The organism is Acinetobacter sp. ANC 3781 (assembly GCF_004331285.1).
Classification (GTDB): domain Bacteria; phylum Pseudomonadota; class Gammaproteobacteria; order Pseudomonadales; family Moraxellaceae; genus Acinetobacter.
Genome location: NZ_SJOH01000003.1, coordinates 56,659 through 71,279 on the forward strand (window position 1 = coordinate 56,659; position 14,621 = coordinate 71,279).

General features: G+C 38.8%; 18 protein-coding genes. 11 read left to right on the forward strand and 7 right to left on the reverse strand.

Annotated features, from left to right (window positions below):
- Positions 1-9: 9 nt before the first annotated feature.
- Together E0H89_RS03135 and E0H89_RS03140 are read left to right on the forward strand one after the other, a co-directional pair.
- The gene (locus E0H89_RS03135; RefSeq protein ID WP_171255367.1) at positions 10-321 is read left to right on the forward strand and encodes a Rieske (2Fe-2S) protein; all 312 of its coding nucleotides are present in this window, start codon (positions 10-12) and stop codon (positions 319-321) included.
- Positions 322-351: 30 nt separating this feature from the next.
- The gene (locus E0H89_RS03140; RefSeq protein WP_131214387.1) at positions 352-969 is read left to right on the forward strand and encodes an OB-fold-containig protein; all 618 of its coding nucleotides are present in this window, start codon (positions 352-354) and stop codon (positions 967-969) included.
- An 87-nt stretch (positions 970-1,056) separates the two neighbouring features.
- Here E0H89_RS03140 and E0H89_RS03145 read toward each other — a convergent pair whose 3' ends face one another.
- Together E0H89_RS03145 and E0H89_RS03150 are read right to left on the reverse strand one after the other, a co-directional pair.
- Positions 1,057-1,722, reverse strand: a complete 666-nt coding sequence (locus E0H89_RS03145; RefSeq protein WP_131214388.1) for a YidB family protein — start codon at positions 1,720-1,722, stop codon at positions 1,057-1,059.
- 110 nt (positions 1,723-1,832) lie between these two features.
- The gene (locus tag E0H89_RS03150; protein ID WP_131214389.1) at positions 1,833-2,303 is read right to left on the reverse strand and encodes a DUF6231 family protein; all 471 of its coding nucleotides are present in this window, start codon (positions 2,301-2,303) and stop codon (positions 1,833-1,835) included.
- A 34-nt stretch (positions 2,304-2,337) separates the two neighbouring features.
- On the opposite strand from E0H89_RS03150, the gene E0H89_RS03155 reads away from it, so the two are divergent.
- Entirely contained in the window at positions 2,338-3,210 is an 873-nt protein-coding gene (locus E0H89_RS03155; protein WP_131214390.1) for a DUF2797 domain-containing protein, read from the forward strand.
- 61 nt (positions 3,211-3,271) lie between these two features.
- Here E0H89_RS03155 and E0H89_RS03160 read toward each other — a convergent pair whose 3' ends face one another.
- From E0H89_RS03160 to E0H89_RS03170, 3 genes are all read right to left on the reverse strand, one after another.
- The gene (locus E0H89_RS03160) at positions 3,272-5,140 is read right to left on the reverse strand and encodes a SurA N-terminal domain-containing protein (RefSeq protein ID WP_131214391.1); all 1,869 of its coding nucleotides are present in this window, start codon (positions 5,138-5,140) and stop codon (positions 3,272-3,274) included.
- Between the two features lie 133 nt (positions 5,141-5,273).
- A complete protein-coding gene (hbs, locus tag E0H89_RS03165) occupies positions 5,274-5,546 on the reverse strand; it encodes a non-specific DNA-binding protein Hbs (RefSeq protein ID WP_004651791.1) in 273 nt (90 codons plus the stop codon).
- Positions 5,547-5,704: 158 nt separating this feature from the next.
- Positions 5,705-6,130: a phasin family protein gene (locus tag E0H89_RS03170; protein ID WP_250697830.1), complete on the reverse strand. Its 426-nt coding sequence runs from the start codon at positions 6,128-6,130 to the stop codon at positions 5,705-5,707.
- Positions 6,131-6,365: 235 nt separating this feature from the next.
- On the opposite strand from E0H89_RS03170, the gene E0H89_RS03175 reads away from it, so the two are divergent.
- The 8 genes from E0H89_RS03175 (at position 6,366) to fdx (ending at position 12,528) form a co-directional block, all read left to right on the forward strand.
- The gene (locus E0H89_RS03175) at positions 6,366-7,013 is read left to right on the forward strand and encodes a hypothetical protein (protein WP_131214393.1); all 648 of its coding nucleotides are present in this window, start codon (positions 6,366-6,368) and stop codon (positions 7,011-7,013) included.
- A gap of 112 nt (positions 7,014-7,125) precedes the next feature.
- Positions 7,126-7,599, forward strand: coding sequence for an Rrf2 family transcriptional regulator (locus E0H89_RS03180; protein WP_131214394.1), 474 nt, complete (start codon positions 7,126-7,128; stop codon positions 7,597-7,599).
- Between the two features lies 1 nt (position 7,600).
- Positions 7,601-8,818, forward strand: coding sequence for an IscS subfamily cysteine desulfurase (locus tag E0H89_RS03185; RefSeq protein ID WP_131214395.1), 1,218 nt, complete (start codon positions 7,601-7,603; stop codon positions 8,816-8,818).
- A gap of 86 nt (positions 8,819-8,904) precedes the next feature.
- Positions 8,905-9,291, forward strand: coding sequence for a Fe-S cluster assembly scaffold IscU (gene iscU, locus E0H89_RS03190; protein ID WP_004651785.1), 387 nt, complete (start codon positions 8,905-8,907; stop codon positions 9,289-9,291).
- Positions 9,292-9,328: 37 nt separating this feature from the next.
- Positions 9,329-9,649: an iron-sulfur cluster assembly protein IscA gene (iscA, locus tag E0H89_RS03195; RefSeq protein WP_131214396.1), complete on the forward strand. Its 321-nt coding sequence runs from the start codon at positions 9,329-9,331 to the stop codon at positions 9,647-9,649.
- A gap of 110 nt (positions 9,650-9,759) precedes the next feature.
- A complete protein-coding gene (gene hscB, locus E0H89_RS03200; protein ID WP_131214397.1) occupies positions 9,760-10,275 on the forward strand; it encodes a Fe-S protein assembly co-chaperone HscB in 516 nt (171 codons plus the stop codon).
- Between the two features lie 38 nt (positions 10,276-10,313).
- Positions 10,314-12,176 (forward strand): Fe-S protein assembly chaperone HscA, encoded by a 1,863-nt coding sequence (gene hscA / locus E0H89_RS03205; RefSeq protein ID WP_131214398.1) that lies wholly within the window; start codon positions 10,314-10,316, stop codon positions 12,174-12,176.
- Positions 12,177-12,189: 13 nt separating this feature from the next.
- Positions 12,190-12,528: an ISC system 2Fe-2S type ferredoxin gene (fdx, locus tag E0H89_RS03210; protein WP_131214399.1), complete on the forward strand. Its 339-nt coding sequence runs from the start codon at positions 12,190-12,192 to the stop codon at positions 12,526-12,528.
- Positions 12,529-12,617: 89 nt separating this feature from the next.
- On the opposite strand, the gene E0H89_RS03215 is transcribed toward fdx, so the two are convergent.
- Positions 12,618-14,081 (reverse strand): adenylate/guanylate cyclase domain-containing protein, encoded by a 1,464-nt coding sequence (locus E0H89_RS03215; protein WP_131214400.1) that lies wholly within the window; start codon positions 14,079-14,081, stop codon positions 12,618-12,620.
- A 65-nt stretch (positions 14,082-14,146) separates the two neighbouring features.
- Positions 14,147-14,581, reverse strand: a complete 435-nt coding sequence (locus E0H89_RS03220) for an HIT domain-containing protein (protein WP_131214401.1) — start codon at positions 14,579-14,581, stop codon at positions 14,147-14,149.
- Between the last annotated feature and the right edge of the window lie 40 nt (positions 14,582-14,621).

Below are 14,621 nucleotides of genomic sequence, written 5' to 3' on the forward strand. Positions count from 1 at the left end.
AAAATTGCGATGACGGAAGAAATTCCTGAACGTGAAGCGAGATCTTATGAAACGCCAAATGGTGATACCATTTTCATTACACAGCGTGATGGGTCATTTTATGCTTATCAGAATCTCTGCCCGCACTTACAGGTCGAACTGGAGTTTTTAGAAAACCAGTTCTTAGACCGCGATCAGGAATTGATTGAATGTTCTACACATGGAGCACTGTTTCTGGTTGAAACGGGTGAGTGTATTTCTGGACCTTGCCAGGGACAATCACTTGAAAAAGTAGCAATCAATGTGCATTCTGACGGTGGAATTTACCTGAACGAAGAATAAATATAGAGTACAGCCCATTGGAATCTTGCCATGCTTGAGTTTTTACAGAACCATGACTTAATCCCGTTTCATTTAAGTTTATTTGCTTTAGTTTTACTCAGCATGGCAGAAACCATTGGCTATTATTTTAATATTCGTCCTACTCAATATCTAAAGAAACTGTCTCCAAAGAAGCTCTCTGAATCTCCCTTACTGAATGTGAATTTCTCCAAAACACTAATAGTGGTGTTCTTACTGATGAACTTCAGTTTTTCAGGCTATTTTCTTCAACTTTGTGTGTATACCCAACAACAGGAATTTTTACCCGCTTTTTACTTAATCATTCCTGCCCTCATCATTGCAATTTTCTTCACCGTGTTTATGATCCATTGTCTTGATCAAGTCATTAAGCCGACCTTTACCAGACAACAAGTCAGTTTGCTTGGGCGCCTGGCAACCATATCAAGTGGTAATGCCCGTCCTGGCTTTTCTGCACAAGCACGGGTTAGAGATAGCTTTGGTCAGCTGCATTATGTTCAAGTTGAGCCGGAATTTGGTGAACTCGAATTTCAGTCGCAGATTATTTTAATTCGACTAAAAAAGTCACACTATATTGCTAAAAAAATATCTAAGTCCAACTCGCTTTTTAGCATGGAAAATCACCATTAACATTCAGGTAGCAAGCCATAAAATTTAATTTTAGAATATAAAAAACCAGTTAAGTAAGCCACCTAACTGGCCTTAAAGAGAAAAATATTAACGTTTAAAAAAACCAGAAACCAAGTTCATCACTTGCTGAATATCATCATTGGCTTCCTGTTTATTGGTTTGCTCACCTTGAGGTGTCAAAGAATCAATAATTTGCGGTAAAACTTTTGAAATTGCACCATAAATATCCTGTTTTGGTACTTGTGCTTCCTGTGCTACTTGCTCTACCTCTTGATCATCAAACAGTCTTTGAACCTGTTGCTGATCTACACTGGCATTTTCACCCGGGCCAGTTGAAACCCAGTCATCTACCTGCTTATTTAAGCCCAAACCTTTTAATTTATCCAGAGCGCCTTGTATTCCACCTTGCTTTTGAATCCATGCCAAAACCAACGGCAAAACTGCAATCAATAAAGTTTTTGTACCGCCCCCCCCTAAACCGCCAGTTTGCGGTCTTGGCTGGCTTTGTTGTGTACCGCCTAAATGTCCCAATACTGATCCTAAAATCCCGCCTAAACCACTTTGTTGATGTTGTTGGGATTGCTGGTTGGGTTGAGATTGCTGTTGGGTATTGTTAGCACTTATTTGCCCGAGCACGGAACCCAAAATCCCACCCAAACCACCCTGTTGCGATTGGTTCTGTGATTGATTTTGCTGATTATTACCCAAAGCTTGTTTTGCCAATATTTCTACAATATTACTTAGGTTTGTCATCATATTATCCTTATAGAAGCTCTATAAAAGCATACGATGCTTTCAAAAGCAGCAATGAAGGCAAATTGTTAAGTTTTGCAAGATTTAGCAAAGATATAAACAACTCGGTCTTACCAGCGGAATTTATTCCAGTTTTCAGGATTTGCCCAAAACTTGGAATTAAACCAGTCCGGTACATGCTTATAAGTCAGGATATTGAATTGCCATAAAGCAAAATCACTCTCATGCTTGGTTTTATCAATCAGTTGGGTAAAACCTAATGCACGTAATAGTTTTTCATCCTGCAACTGACTGACCACCACAATTCTCTTCGCCATTAAATCGCGCAGCTTGACCAATAATTGTGATTTCTCAATATTAGAAATATGAATTAATTCTTGTGAATCAAGCAATACCAGACCTAAGTCATAGCGCTGTGTAAAAGGCAGATTTAAAAACTCAGTTACGGTAAAATAGTGCCATTGAATTGATTGATTGATGTCGTATTGTGCAAGATTCTGGCCAATACATAATGCAGTTTGAATAGGCGGTTCTTTAGATAAATCGTCTAGCATTGAAGCAATGACATTTTGTTCAGCCATAACTGCATCCTTATTATTTGAGAGAGTATTCTTCATGGAACTACAAGGCATTTGCCATAAAATGCATGCAGGTCTAAAGGACCCTATTGTAACTGATCACCAGACCTGTAAGGCAAATGTAGAATATAAATTTGTATTAGATCGCGCTGAAATTGATCTTCCCTTCACTCTGGGACAAGAAGTCGAAATCGAATGGACAGGTAATATTTACTGTGTTTCCTGCGGCAATAAAACACCCAAATCCTATGCGCAAGGTCACTGTTTTAAATGCTTTAAAACTCAAGCTTCATGCGATATGTGTATTATGAAGCCTGAAACCTGTCATTATCATTTGGGTACTTGCCGTCAAGACAGTTTTGCTCAAGAAGTCTGTTTTCAGCCGCATATTATTTATCTGGCCAATTCCAGTGCATTAAAAGTAGGCATCACCCGTCAGGGGCAAATGCCAACTCGCTGGCTCGATCAAGGTGCAACCCAAGCCCTTCCGATTATGAAAGTCGGTTCACGTCGTCTATCCGGCAAGCTGGAAATCATGTTCGGGACCCAGGTGGCAGATAAAACTGATTGGCGCAAACTGCTCAAAGGTGAAGCTGAACCTTTAAATTTAATTGAAGTGCGTGAACGGTTGATTGAAGAGTTTGCGCCAAAAATTCAGACTATTCGTGATGAATTTAGTCAAAATCTGGAATTCAACGAAACTGTTGAAATCATGGAAAGCGAGCTTCCACGTGAGTTTGTTTACCCAGTAAATGAATATCCTGAGAAAATCAAATCGCATAATCTGGACAAAACTCCGATTATTCGTGGCAAATTATTCGGGATTAAAGGTCAATACCTGATTTTGGATACAGGTGTTATTAATATTCGCAAATACTCGGGCTATGAACTTAAGCTACGCGCTGAATAAAACTTTGTTTAGCCCATAAAAAAAACCTGCGTTAACGCAGGTTTTTTTGTTTCATCGAGAATTATTTAATTTTTGCATGCGATTTGAGATATTGAGTGTAATCATCTAGTTCTTGTTGACCACGAAGTTGCTGGTACAACTTAGACAATTCATTTAATTGATCATCTGTTAAAGCATTAGCTGTAGTCTTATTTACATTCGACACGGCAACCACCACCAACTCATTTGGCAAGGAAGCTGTGGTTACTGACCACATGCCTGCTTTTGGTGCGGGAACACTAAATGCAGCACGTTCAATCTCACGTTTCAGACCTTGTGAACGGGTAAATACACCTGCATTTTCAAATGCGATCTTACTTTGTGCTAATACAGTTGCGGCAGGTTGTGACTTGAAGCTATTCAATGCCGTTTGGATTTTCGCCTTAGCTGCATCAACTGCTTTTTGTTCAATCAGTTTAGCTTTAACACGAGGTGTTGCCTCTGCCAGCGTTTGCACACCGGCAGCATGATAATTACGTACTTTTACCCAAACTGTATCCCCATTCGCTAGCTGGATACTGCTTGAAGCATTACGGTCACCATTTTTCACATCATCATTAAATAGCTTAACTTTTACATTCGCATCACTCAGTACCGGATGTTGAGTCGCTAAAGTCATCCCTCTGATTGATTGAACAGTAACCCCTTTCACTTCCTGAGCAACAACATCAAGCGCATCACTACCGACGACCATTTCATTCAGACCATTTACCGTATCTGAAAAAGCATTTGCAGATTTGTTCTTTTGCAATTCTGCCATCAGGCGTGGTTTTTCAGTTTCAAATGATGGAAGCTTAATGGCTGCCGCTTCTGTTTCAATTAAATGATAACCATACTGAGTTTTAACCGGAGCTGATACTTGCGCTGACTTTAACGAAGCCACCGCTTGATCAAATGCATCGCCAAATACACCTTTGGCATATGCCTCTACCACACCGCCTTTGGCTTTGGACTCAGTATCATCTGAATATTGCGCAGCAGCCTGAGCAAAGCTCATCCCTGCTTTAATTTTCGCAGCGACCTCAGTAGCTAATTTCTTCGCTTCTGCATCTGAACGAGTATCTACTGCAATTAAAATATGCTTCACGAGTGGTTTAGCATCTTTCTTTTGCGCATCTACAAATGTTGCATAAGCTTGCTGTAATTCCGCCTCTGTGACTTGCGTATTGGCAGGTGCAACATTCGCTGGCGTTAATACCACATAATCCACATCTACACTTGCAACTTGTTTAAATGAATTTTGATGTTTGTTGTAATAAGTAGCAACTTCCTGAGCTGTTACTTTTACATTTTTTTTGTATTCATCCAGTTTAATGCTTGCAAGATGCAATGTACGTTGTTCAGTTTGCAAATTCGCAATTTGTTCAATATCTGATTTACTGACCAAAGCATAATCTATAAATGTTGAAGTCAGCATTTTTAAGGCATGGTCTTGACGTAAATTTGCAATTAAAGCTTGGCTGGTCATCCCCACTGAACGCAAATAGTTTGCATACAAGCTTTCAGAAAATTTACCGTTTTCTTGGAAATTTGGTTGCTGGGCAACCATTTGCTCAATCTGTGCATCACTTAAAGAAATACCCAACTCTTCTGCCTGTTGTAATAACAAGGTACGCGCCACCAAGGTATCCATCGCTTTATTTTGAATAAAAGATTGATTCAATAAAGTTTCGTCACCATTGGCATAAGTCAGGTACTGGTCTTTAAATGATTTCGTCAGTGTTTCTAGCTCTTTTTTAGAAATTTCTTGGCCATTCACTAATTTTGCTGTGTCTTCGGATTTGCCACCACTAAAATATCCTTCAATACCTACAAGTGCTAAAGGGGTCAAAAACAATATAAGCAAAACTTTGCCTAACCAACCCTTAATAACTTTACGAAAAGATTCCATAAGTATTCCAATATTTTATTTGTGAGCGATTTTAACCGAAAACCCACAATGAATGAATGCGTTAAAACTGAAAATCGCCACTATTAATAAAAAAACGCGCCTAATGCGGCGCGTTTATCGGCTTTAAAAAAGATTAAGCAACAGAATCTTTTAAACCTTTACCAGCTTTAAAGCTAGGCACTTTGCTTGCTTTAATTTCTAAAGCTGCACCAGTCTGTGGGTTACGACCAGTACGTGCTGCACGTTCTTTTACGTTGAATGTACCAAAACCAACAAGTGTTACAGTATCACCAGATTTAAGTGCTTCAGTAATTGAAGCAATTGTTGCATCTAAGGCTTTACCTGCATCAGTCTTAGACAATCCCCCTTTCTCTGCAATTGCATCGATTAATTCTGATTTATTCATGAAGATTACGTCCTCTTAATATCGTTTATTTAAGGTCTAAGGATTCCATAGCACCTTTATAGCAATGCTTTAGGGCAAAACGCAATACTCTGGATATCGATTTCTGCAAAATAAATGCGAAAAAAATTGTTGAAAAATGCAGAAAAACCAAAAATGTTTCATTTTTTTACAATTTGCTCTTTTAGAAACTTATTTTCTTCAACTAAAAAATCAACCTTGCTATGTAATTGTAATATGAGATTTTCTAAATGCTGAATATCCTTTACCGTTACTAAACCAATTCGGTTTAAAGAATGGTTCACACTATGGTCAATTAGCTTCTCAACTTTATCTTTAGTATCCGTAACTGACTCTTTGGCTTTCTCCGACACCTTTTCCACAGTTTGATCAGCAATTTCCGCAGTTTTAGATTCCAGTTCTTCTCCCACTTTAACCAAAGAGTCAAATAATTTATTTCCCTCTTCTTCTGCACGTGAAAAAGCACCTAAACCTGCAAGCCAAATTTGTTGGGTATATTTACGAAAATCCAACCCCGATTTTCGTCCTTCACGCGATTTATTCTTTTTCCTATCAATATCTTCCATTTTTTTTTGTTCATCTTCCTGATCTTTTGCCTGCTTATCCATTGATCCTTATCTCCCAATTGTTTTATGTACTGCTAAACATATTTATCCATAAAATACACTGATAATAGCAAATTAAATACTTGATAGATTTGTTAAACTGTTCTACAAAGCAAGATTATTATGTATTTGGTTTAAAGTCCTGAAACATATTTTACGAGCTAGGATGCTCTATTTCAGGTAAGGATTAAGTTTTATGAGTGAATCGCAGCAAAGTCAAACTCAACCGCATTTGTTGCTAACAATGGTTATGATTGTTCTTGAAACGATTTTTACCCTTATTTTGAAGCATGATCGCGTTATTGGTTTGCAAGCTAAAAAATTTATAGATCAAAAGGTTGCGATTAAAATCAATAGTTATTTACCCTATTTTGATTTTTACGTTCAATTTACTGAACATGGAATTTTATTTGATACAAAAGCGCCAGAAAAAGCGGTTGATCTGGATATCCGCACCACCCTTATGGATTTAATTAAAGTCTTTGTGTTTGCCAATCGTCGCAGTCTGAAAAAAATGCGTATTGATGGTGACCTTACTTTAAAAGATGAGTTCCGCGATTTAGCTCTATTTTTTAGTTTTCCAAAAGTTTTATCAGATTGGAAGCAGTGGTTAAATGAACCCACTGATGAGCAAGATGTTATCGCTTCAAAAAAGCGCATTGCGCCTCTTTTGGAAAAAATTGACCTGCAACGCTCCAGAATCAATAGCCTGGAGGTTGAAGTCAAACAATATAAAAACCGGATTCGCCGTATTCAACAAAAACAGAAAAGAATTAATATTTCGTTTATTGTAACGGCAGTGCTTTTAATTGTTTTATTAGTGTATAATTTATGGCTTGGATAAATATACATTTTTTCTTCTAAAACGAAACAACTTAAAGCCTAATAAAAAACTTGACTATTTTAGTCAGGATTCTTAAAATCGACACATCTAGTCTTAACATGTGTATCGAATCATGCGTCTTACTACTCGCGGTCGCTACGCAGTGACTGCTCTACTTGATTTAGCTTTGCAGCCAACTGAACAAACGATCACGCTTGCTGAAATTGCAGCCCGTCAAACTATTTCTGTGGCTTATCTTGAGCAGCTATTTGCGAAATTAAAGCGTCACGGCTTAGTGTCTAGCGTACGTGGTGCCAACGGTGGCTACCATCTTGCTCGTCGCGCTGATGAAATCACTGTCTTAGAAATTATTGAAGCTGTAAACGAAACAGTCGATGCAACGCGTTGTGACCATAAAGGCAACTGCCAAAATGGTGCAATGTGCTTGACTCACGATTTATGGCAAGAACTCTCCCACCACATTGCCGATTATTTAGCAAAAATTACACTTGCTGATCTTGTAGCACGTGACAACGTTCAAACCGTTGCAATCCGCCAAAATTCACCAAGTTTTGATTCAGCCCTTTTATCGGTTACAGGTATTTGACATGAAACGTCCGATTTATCTTGATTATGCAGCAACTACTCCTGTAGACCCTCAAGTTGCAGAACGTATGATGGAGTGCTTAACATTCGATGGTACTTTCGGTAATGCTGCATCTCGTTCTCATGCTTACGGGTGGCAGGCAGAAGAAAAAGTAGAATATGCACGTGAACAAGTTGCCAATTTAATTAAAGCAGATCCACGTGAAATCGTGTGGACGTCTGGCGCAACTGAATCAGATAACCTTGCATTAAAAGGTGTTGCCCAATTCTATGCCGCTAAAGGCAAGCACATCATTACCAGTAAAATTGAACATAAAGCAATTTTAGATACTTGCCGTGAACTCGAAGAAGAAGGTTTTGAAATCACCTATATTGAGCCAGAACCAAAAACCGGTTTAATTACGCCTGATATGGTTAAAGCTGCGATTCGTCCAGATACCATTCTTGTTTCCCTGATGATGGTGAACAACGAAATTGGTACCGTGACTGATGTTGCCGCAATTGGTGAAATCACTCGCGCCAATAAAACCTATTTCCACGTCGATGCTGCTCAAGCTGCCGGTAAAGTTGAAATTGATCTTTCAACCATGAAAATCGATTTAATGAGTTTTTCTGCTCATAAAATTTATGGCCCTAAAGGTATGGGCGCACTGTTTGTACGTCGTAGTCCGCGTGTTCGTCTTAAAGCTCAAATGCATGGTGGCGGTCATGAACGTGGTATGCGTTCAGGCACCCTTCCAACCCACCAAATCGTAGGTATGGGCGAAGCCTTTGAACTTGCTGGTAAAAACCTGGTATCTGAACAGAACCGTCTGCGTGTACTACGTGACAAACTTTGGAATGGGCTACAAGGCTTAGAACAAGTGTTCTTAAATGGTCACCCTGAATACAATGTTGCAAACTATCTAAATGTAAGCTTTAACTTTGTTGAAGGCGAATCATTAATGATGGCATTGAAAGATGCAGCTGTATCATCGGGTTCTGCATGTACTTCTGCAACACTTGAGCCTTCTTATGTACTTCGTGCATTAGGTCTTTCTGATGAACTTGCTCACAGTTCGATTCGTTTCAGCTTCGGTAAATATACCACTGAAGAAGATATCGACCATGTAATTGAAGTAACCAAAGCTGCTGTACAAAAACTACGTGATCTTTCCCCTCTTTGGGATATGTACAAAGATGGTGTAGATCTCTCTACCGTAGAGTGGGCTGAACACTAATTTATTCTTGGCATCTTATAGAATTTCAGTAAGATGCCCCCATATTAATACTTATCAAGGCTGACCCCGAGGTTTGGAGACGCATCATGGCTTATAGTGAAAAAGTAATTGATCATTACGAAAACCCCCGTAATGTTGGTGTTTTAGATAAAAACGCTGAAAATGTTGGTACAGGTATGGTCGGTGCACCCGCTTGTGGCGATGTTATGCGCCTTCAAATTCAAGTGGATGACAACGGTGTAATTGAACAGGCACGTTTCAAAACTTATGGTTGCGGATCTGCTATTGCTTCAAGTTCACTTGTCACTGAATGGCTTAAAGGTAAAACTTTAGACCAAGCACAAGCAATCAAAAACATTGATATTGCAACTGAACTCGCGCTTCCTCCAGTAAAAGTACACTGTTCTGTACTTGCTGAAGATGCTATTAAAGCTGCTGTTGAAGACTACCGCAGCAAAAAAGCTAAAGCTTAATCGCTTTAAGTTTTGAATAAGGAATAACGGAGTTTTCATGATTCATTTAACTGAAAATGCTGCAACTCATATCAGCAATTACTTAAAAAATCGCGGTAAGGGTGAAGGCATTCGCGTTGGCGTGAAAACTTCAGGCTGTTCTGGTTTGGCCTATGTACTCGAGTTCGTCGATGAGATTGATGAACATGATCAAACTTTTGAACAGTTTGGCGTTAAGGTTTTCATTGATCCTAAAAGCAGTGTCTATTTAGAAGGTTTAGAAATGGACTATGTGAAAAATGGCTTGAATGAAGGCTTCGAATTTAACAACCCCAATAAAAAGGGTGAATGTGGGTGTGGTGAATCTTTCACTGTTTAATCAGCACCTTTCATTCTCTTGTAAAGCATTAAAACAGTGTACAATACACTGTTTTAATTGCATTTATATGTGCAGTAATTTTTATAGAACTTTCGCGGATCAAATCTCCCATGAATCATTTTGAGTTGTTCAATCTTCCTGTAGCACTCGATATTGATTTAGCAGCTTTAAAAAATGAATTTTTAAAATTGCAGCAACAATATCATCCCGATAAAGCTGAAGACAAAGATCAGGCATTGATTAAATCAAGTGAAATCAATCAGGCTTTTAAAGTCTTATCTCAAGTTGATAGTCGTGCGGGATATCTGCTTTCGTTAAAAAAACAGGATCATCTGCTTGATCAGTCCATCAGCGATTTTGATTTTTTACAATCTGCGTTAGAAATTCGTGAACAACTAGATGAAGCTCATACCAGTGATGATTTGATTTCACTTAAACACGAAGTCCAACAATGGATTGACAGTTTGGTTCGTGAATTTAAAATTGACTATACTGAAGAAGATTGGGCAGAAGCACGCGATACAGTACGTAAATTACGTTTTTTCCAGAAAGTTATGGCAGATATCGATAAAGCTGAAGATCGCTTTTTAGATGATGATTCTTTCGATCTTGACGATGATTTTTAATTTATTTCTACTTTTAGACGTTCAAAGGATGTAACCCAATGGCTCTCTTGCAAATTGCAGAACCCGGTCAATCAAGTGCGCCCCATGAACACCGTATTGCCATTGGTATCGATTTAGGTACAACACACTCTTTAGTGGCTACGGTTTTATCAGGCAAAGCTAAAGTTCTTAACGATGAACAAGGTCGTGTGTTACTTCCATCGATTGTGCATTATGCAGATGAAGCCACCCAATATGGTGATGAAGCTAAAGCATTCATGACCAGTGACCCTAAAAATACTATTACCTCTGTTAAGCGCTTTATGGGTCGTTCAAAGGCGGATATTAAATTCCAGCATCCATATACACTGGTAGGTGAAGATCACCAAATGCCAGCTTTTGAAACTCACCAAGGTCGTAAAACTCCTGTTGAAATTTCGGCTGAAATCTTAAAACAATTAAAAGCGCGTGCTGAAGGAAGTCTAAAAAATCCAATTAATGGTGCAGTAATTACTGTTCCTGCCTATTTTGATGAAGCTCAACGTCAGGCCACTCGTGATGCAGCCCAACTCGCGGGTTTAAATGTTCTACGTTTACTGAATGAACCGACTGCTGCTGCGGTAGCTTACGGGCTAGATCAAGCAAGCAATTTAGCTTCTGACCGCAACTATGTAATTTATGATCTAGGGGGTGGTACTTTTGACGTTTCTATCTTGCGTTTTGCCCAAGGGATATTCGAAGTTTTAGCTACGGGTGGTCATACTGCTCTTGGTGGTGACGATTTAGATCGCTTAATTGTGAAATGGGCAAAGAAACAGCTTAATATTGAAACCTTGGATGATGCAGAACATGCACATCTGATGGTTGCTGCACGTAACGCCAAAGAAGCATTAACAGAGTTAGAATCAGTTGAACTTCAGGCGCTAAATCAGGTTTTAACTTTAGAACGTGCAACCTTTGAAGACATCATTAAAATTGCTTTAGACAAAACCATTAGCGTATGCAAACGCGTAATGCGTGATGCCAAACTTGAGCTTAATGACATTCAAAACGTTGTTCTGGTCGGTGGATCAACCCGTTCTTATGCGGTACAAAAAGCTGTTCGCGATGTGTTTAGTCAAGAACCTTTATGCACCATTAATCCCGATGAAGTGGTTGCTATTGGTGCTGCCATTACTGCAGATCAGCTGATTGGCAATAGTAAAGATGGCTCATTGCTGCTGGATGTTACCCCACTCTCTTTAGGTTTAGAGACCATGGGTGGTCTGGTTGAGCGCCTTATTTCACGCAATACCGCCATTCCTGTAGCACGTCGTCAAGAGTTTACCACTTATCAAGATGGTCAAACTGCGATGCTGATTCATGTGGTACAAGGTGAGCGTGATCTGGTTGAACACTGTCGCAGTTTAGGCCGTTTTGTCTTACATGGCATTCCACCGATGACTGCAGGCCAAGCACGTATTGAAGTGACTTTCCAAGTGGATGCAGATGGCTTACTGACTGTTGCAGCAAAAGAAACCACCTCTGGCGTGCACGCTCAAATTGATATTAAGCCTTCTTATGGTTTATCGGATTCTGATACTGAACGCTTATTGATTGAAGGTTTTAAATTTGCTGAAGAAGATAAAAATCTTCGTCACTTGCAAGAAACCAAAGTTGAAGCACAACGTGAACTTGAAGCACTCATCCAAGCATTAAAAGTTGATTCAAACCTGCTTAGCGCTGAACAACTTGTTGCTTTAGAACAAGCCAAAGTTCAACTTGAAAGCCAATTAGCCAGCAATAATATCAAGGCTATTGAACAAGCAGTGCAACAGCTTAAAACACATAGTGATGCCTTTGCTGCAGCACGTATGAATCAACATATTGATGCTGCGCTTAAAGGCACTCAACTTGATGATTGGTCAAACTCACCCGAATAAATAGGTAAAAATTATGCCACGTATTAAAGTTCTTCCACATGCGCAAATTTGCCCGAACGGTGCTGAGTTTGAAGTCGAACAGAATGCCAATCTCTGTGAAAGTTTATTGAAAAATGGCATCAAGATTGAGCATGCCTGTGACATGTCTTGTGCATGTACCACTTGTCATATTGTGGTTCGCAAAGGTTTTGACAGCCTGGAAGAAATGACTGATGTTGAAGCAGATTTACTTGATCGCGCTTGGGGTCTTGAACCTGACTCACGTCTTTCATGCCAAGTAAAAATTGTGGATGAAGATTTGGAAGTTGAAATTCCGAAATACACGATCAATCATGCTTCTGAAAATCATTAATTGATTTAAAGATGCATAAAAAACCACGCTAAGCGTGGTTTTTTTATGCATTTGTTATATTTTTATCTGGAATTGAATAGAAATGGTGCTTATTGATATTGTTCATCTTTCTGATCTTCAATTATTTCATCTTCTAAATTTAGTTTTACAATACCTTGAGAATTAGTCATTTTTTGCTGTTTTTGTATACGTTTGATCATTTTTTCCAGAACATTGATTAGCTCTGGATATTCGTAGTTTTGCACTTCATCCAGATTCAGCAATAAATGAAAGCCTTTATATTCATAATCAAACCAGCGCTGATAATCCGATTTACGTGAAGTATATTTTTCCATCACTTGCCAAGTGCTGACTGGCCCTTGAATACCTTTCAGCTTAATTGGTGCTTTAGGTGCACACAAATAATCATTTTTAATTAAATTATAAGTATCATCAGAAATTAATATTTCATCTACTTCTGCCGCACTTTGCAAACGCGCCGCCAAATTTGCATCACGTCCAACGATGGTATATGCCATACGGTGAGCCGCGCCATAATTTCCAACGTGACAATATCCCGTACTAATCCCCATACGAATATGTAAAGCAGGATAGCCCATTTTAATCCAGCGCTCTCTTAATAATTTCATTTGCTGACGCATATCAATCGCCATGTCTAAACAAGTTTTTGCATCTTGTTCAACACCTTGAGAAATCGGATCACCAAAGAAAATAAGAATTGCATCTCCCATAAACTTATCGACAGTCGCTTCATACTGTTTCGCAATTTCTGTCATATGACTTAGGTAGTCATTCAGCAAGAATGCCAAGTCATCCGGGATAAGGGTTTCAGAGAGCTCGGTAAAACCTTGAATGTCTGAAAAGAAAATGGTCATTTTCTTACGCTTATATTCAATTTTGGCTTCCGACTCACCCTTCATGATCGATTGCCACAACTGTACTGGTGCGTAACGGCTGAGCTGGTTGGCAAACTCCATATAGCGATTCATTTGCTCATAATAATAAGCTTTACGATCAGTAATATGCTGAATTTGACTACGCTGGTAAAAACTTCCCACGCCAAAATAAGTGATGAGGCAAATAAAACCCAAGACAGTTAATTCGCCTGTGGTTTGTTCAAAATACTCACCTAATCCAAAAATGAAGATATTACACAGATAAAAATTTGCGATTCCAATAAGACTCGCCAATGACACCATGAGAAATGAAATTTTATTACTGATTGCAGTATAAAGAAGTGCAAAAAATGAAATAAAAGTCAGTACCAGATTTAAGTGAATAGCAGATAAAATAACTGAAATAACAATAACATCAATAAGGAATAACAGACTGCGTTTTATTCTTGAATTATAACGGTACAGCAAGCCATTCGATAACTTCGGGATAATCAGTAACACAAACAATAAAAATACTGGAACATAGATTTGATAATGCGTATCAGAAGAAGTGTAATGATAGACAATGACCAGTAAAGACAACATGATATACCCCATCAAGCGATGAAAGTATTCAAATTGTCTCGGCTCTTTTCTAATCCAGTCGTCTAATGGCACTCAATCACTCCTGGTCCCAGTATTCCCCCAAACACTCCCTGTCTGGTTTTTTGAATTGCTTTGAATTAATCCATACGCCAATCAAATGGCATATCACCTTGACCACGTAGCGCAAGCATTAAAGTTTGACGCATATGTGAAAGTACTTCATTGCTATATGGAACAGCAGGTGTGCCCCAAACTGGTTTTGGCCAAGCGACATCATTTTGGTAACGCACGACATGATGAAAATGTAATTGTGGAACCATATTTCCTAAAGCAGCAACATTCATTTTGTCTGCACGGAATACACGTGCCAACTGGCTTGATAACCAGCTAGATTCACGTAGGAATTGTTCTTGGTCAGCCTGACTTAATTCATATAATTCACTAATACCCGGTACGCGCGGAATTAATATGAGCCACGGAAATTGCATATCATTCATTAAACGACATGTTGACAGTGGAAAGTCGCCTACAAAAAAAGTATCTTGAGCAAGTTGTGGATGCAAACTAAACATATCTTTATAAATTATGCAAAATTAGAATGATGGCTAATAC

What these genes read in the sequence shown, in the direction of transcription:
- E0H89_RS03135 (WP_171255367.1), top strand. Translation starts at nt 10, where the DNA reads ATGACGGAAGAAATTCCTGAACGTGAAGCGAGATCTTATGAAACGCCA.
- E0H89_RS03140 (WP_131214387.1), top strand. Translation starts at nt 352, where the DNA reads ATGCTTGAGTTTTTACAGAACCATGACTTAATCCCGTTTCATTTAAGT.
- E0H89_RS03145 (WP_131214388.1), bottom strand. Translation starts at nt 1,722, where the DNA reads ATGACAAACCTAAGTAATATTGTAGAAATATTGGCAAAACAAGCTTTG.
- E0H89_RS03150 (WP_131214389.1), bottom strand. Translation starts at nt 2,303, where the DNA reads ATGGCTGAACAAAATGTCATTGCTTCAATGCTAGACGATTTATCTAAA.
- E0H89_RS03155 (WP_131214390.1), top strand. Translation starts at nt 2,338, where the DNA reads ATGGAACTACAAGGCATTTGCCATAAAATGCATGCAGGTCTAAAGGAC.
- E0H89_RS03160 (WP_131214391.1), bottom strand. Translation starts at nt 5,140, where the DNA reads ATGGAATCTTTTCGTAAAGTTATTAAGGGTTGGTTAGGCAAAGTTTTG.
- hbs (WP_004651791.1), bottom strand. Translation starts at nt 5,546, where the DNA reads ATGAATAAATCAGAATTAATCGATGCAATTGCAGAGAAAGGGGGATTG.
- E0H89_RS03170 (WP_250697830.1), bottom strand. Translation starts at nt 6,130, where the DNA reads ATGGAAGATATTGATAGGAAAAAGAATAAATCGCGTGAAGGACGAAAA.
- E0H89_RS03175 (WP_131214393.1), top strand. Translation starts at nt 6,366, where the DNA reads ATGAGTGAATCGCAGCAAAGTCAAACTCAACCGCATTTGTTGCTAACA.
- E0H89_RS03180 (WP_131214394.1), top strand. Translation starts at nt 7,126, where the DNA reads ATGCGTCTTACTACTCGCGGTCGCTACGCAGTGACTGCTCTACTTGAT.
- E0H89_RS03185 (WP_131214395.1), top strand. Translation starts at nt 7,601, where the DNA reads ATGAAACGTCCGATTTATCTTGATTATGCAGCAACTACTCCTGTAGAC.
- iscU (WP_004651785.1), top strand. Translation starts at nt 8,905, where the DNA reads ATGGCTTATAGTGAAAAAGTAATTGATCATTACGAAAACCCCCGTAAT.
- iscA (WP_131214396.1), top strand. Translation starts at nt 9,329, where the DNA reads ATGATTCATTTAACTGAAAATGCTGCAACTCATATCAGCAATTACTTA.
- hscB (WP_131214397.1), top strand. Translation starts at nt 9,760, where the DNA reads ATGAATCATTTTGAGTTGTTCAATCTTCCTGTAGCACTCGATATTGAT.
- hscA (WP_131214398.1), top strand. Translation starts at nt 10,314, where the DNA reads ATGGCTCTCTTGCAAATTGCAGAACCCGGTCAATCAAGTGCGCCCCAT.
- fdx (WP_131214399.1), top strand. Translation starts at nt 12,190, where the DNA reads ATGCCACGTATTAAAGTTCTTCCACATGCGCAAATTTGCCCGAACGGT.
- E0H89_RS03220 (WP_131214401.1), bottom strand. Translation starts at nt 14,581, where the DNA reads ATGTTTAGTTTGCATCCACAACTTGCTCAAGATACTTTTTTTGTAGGC.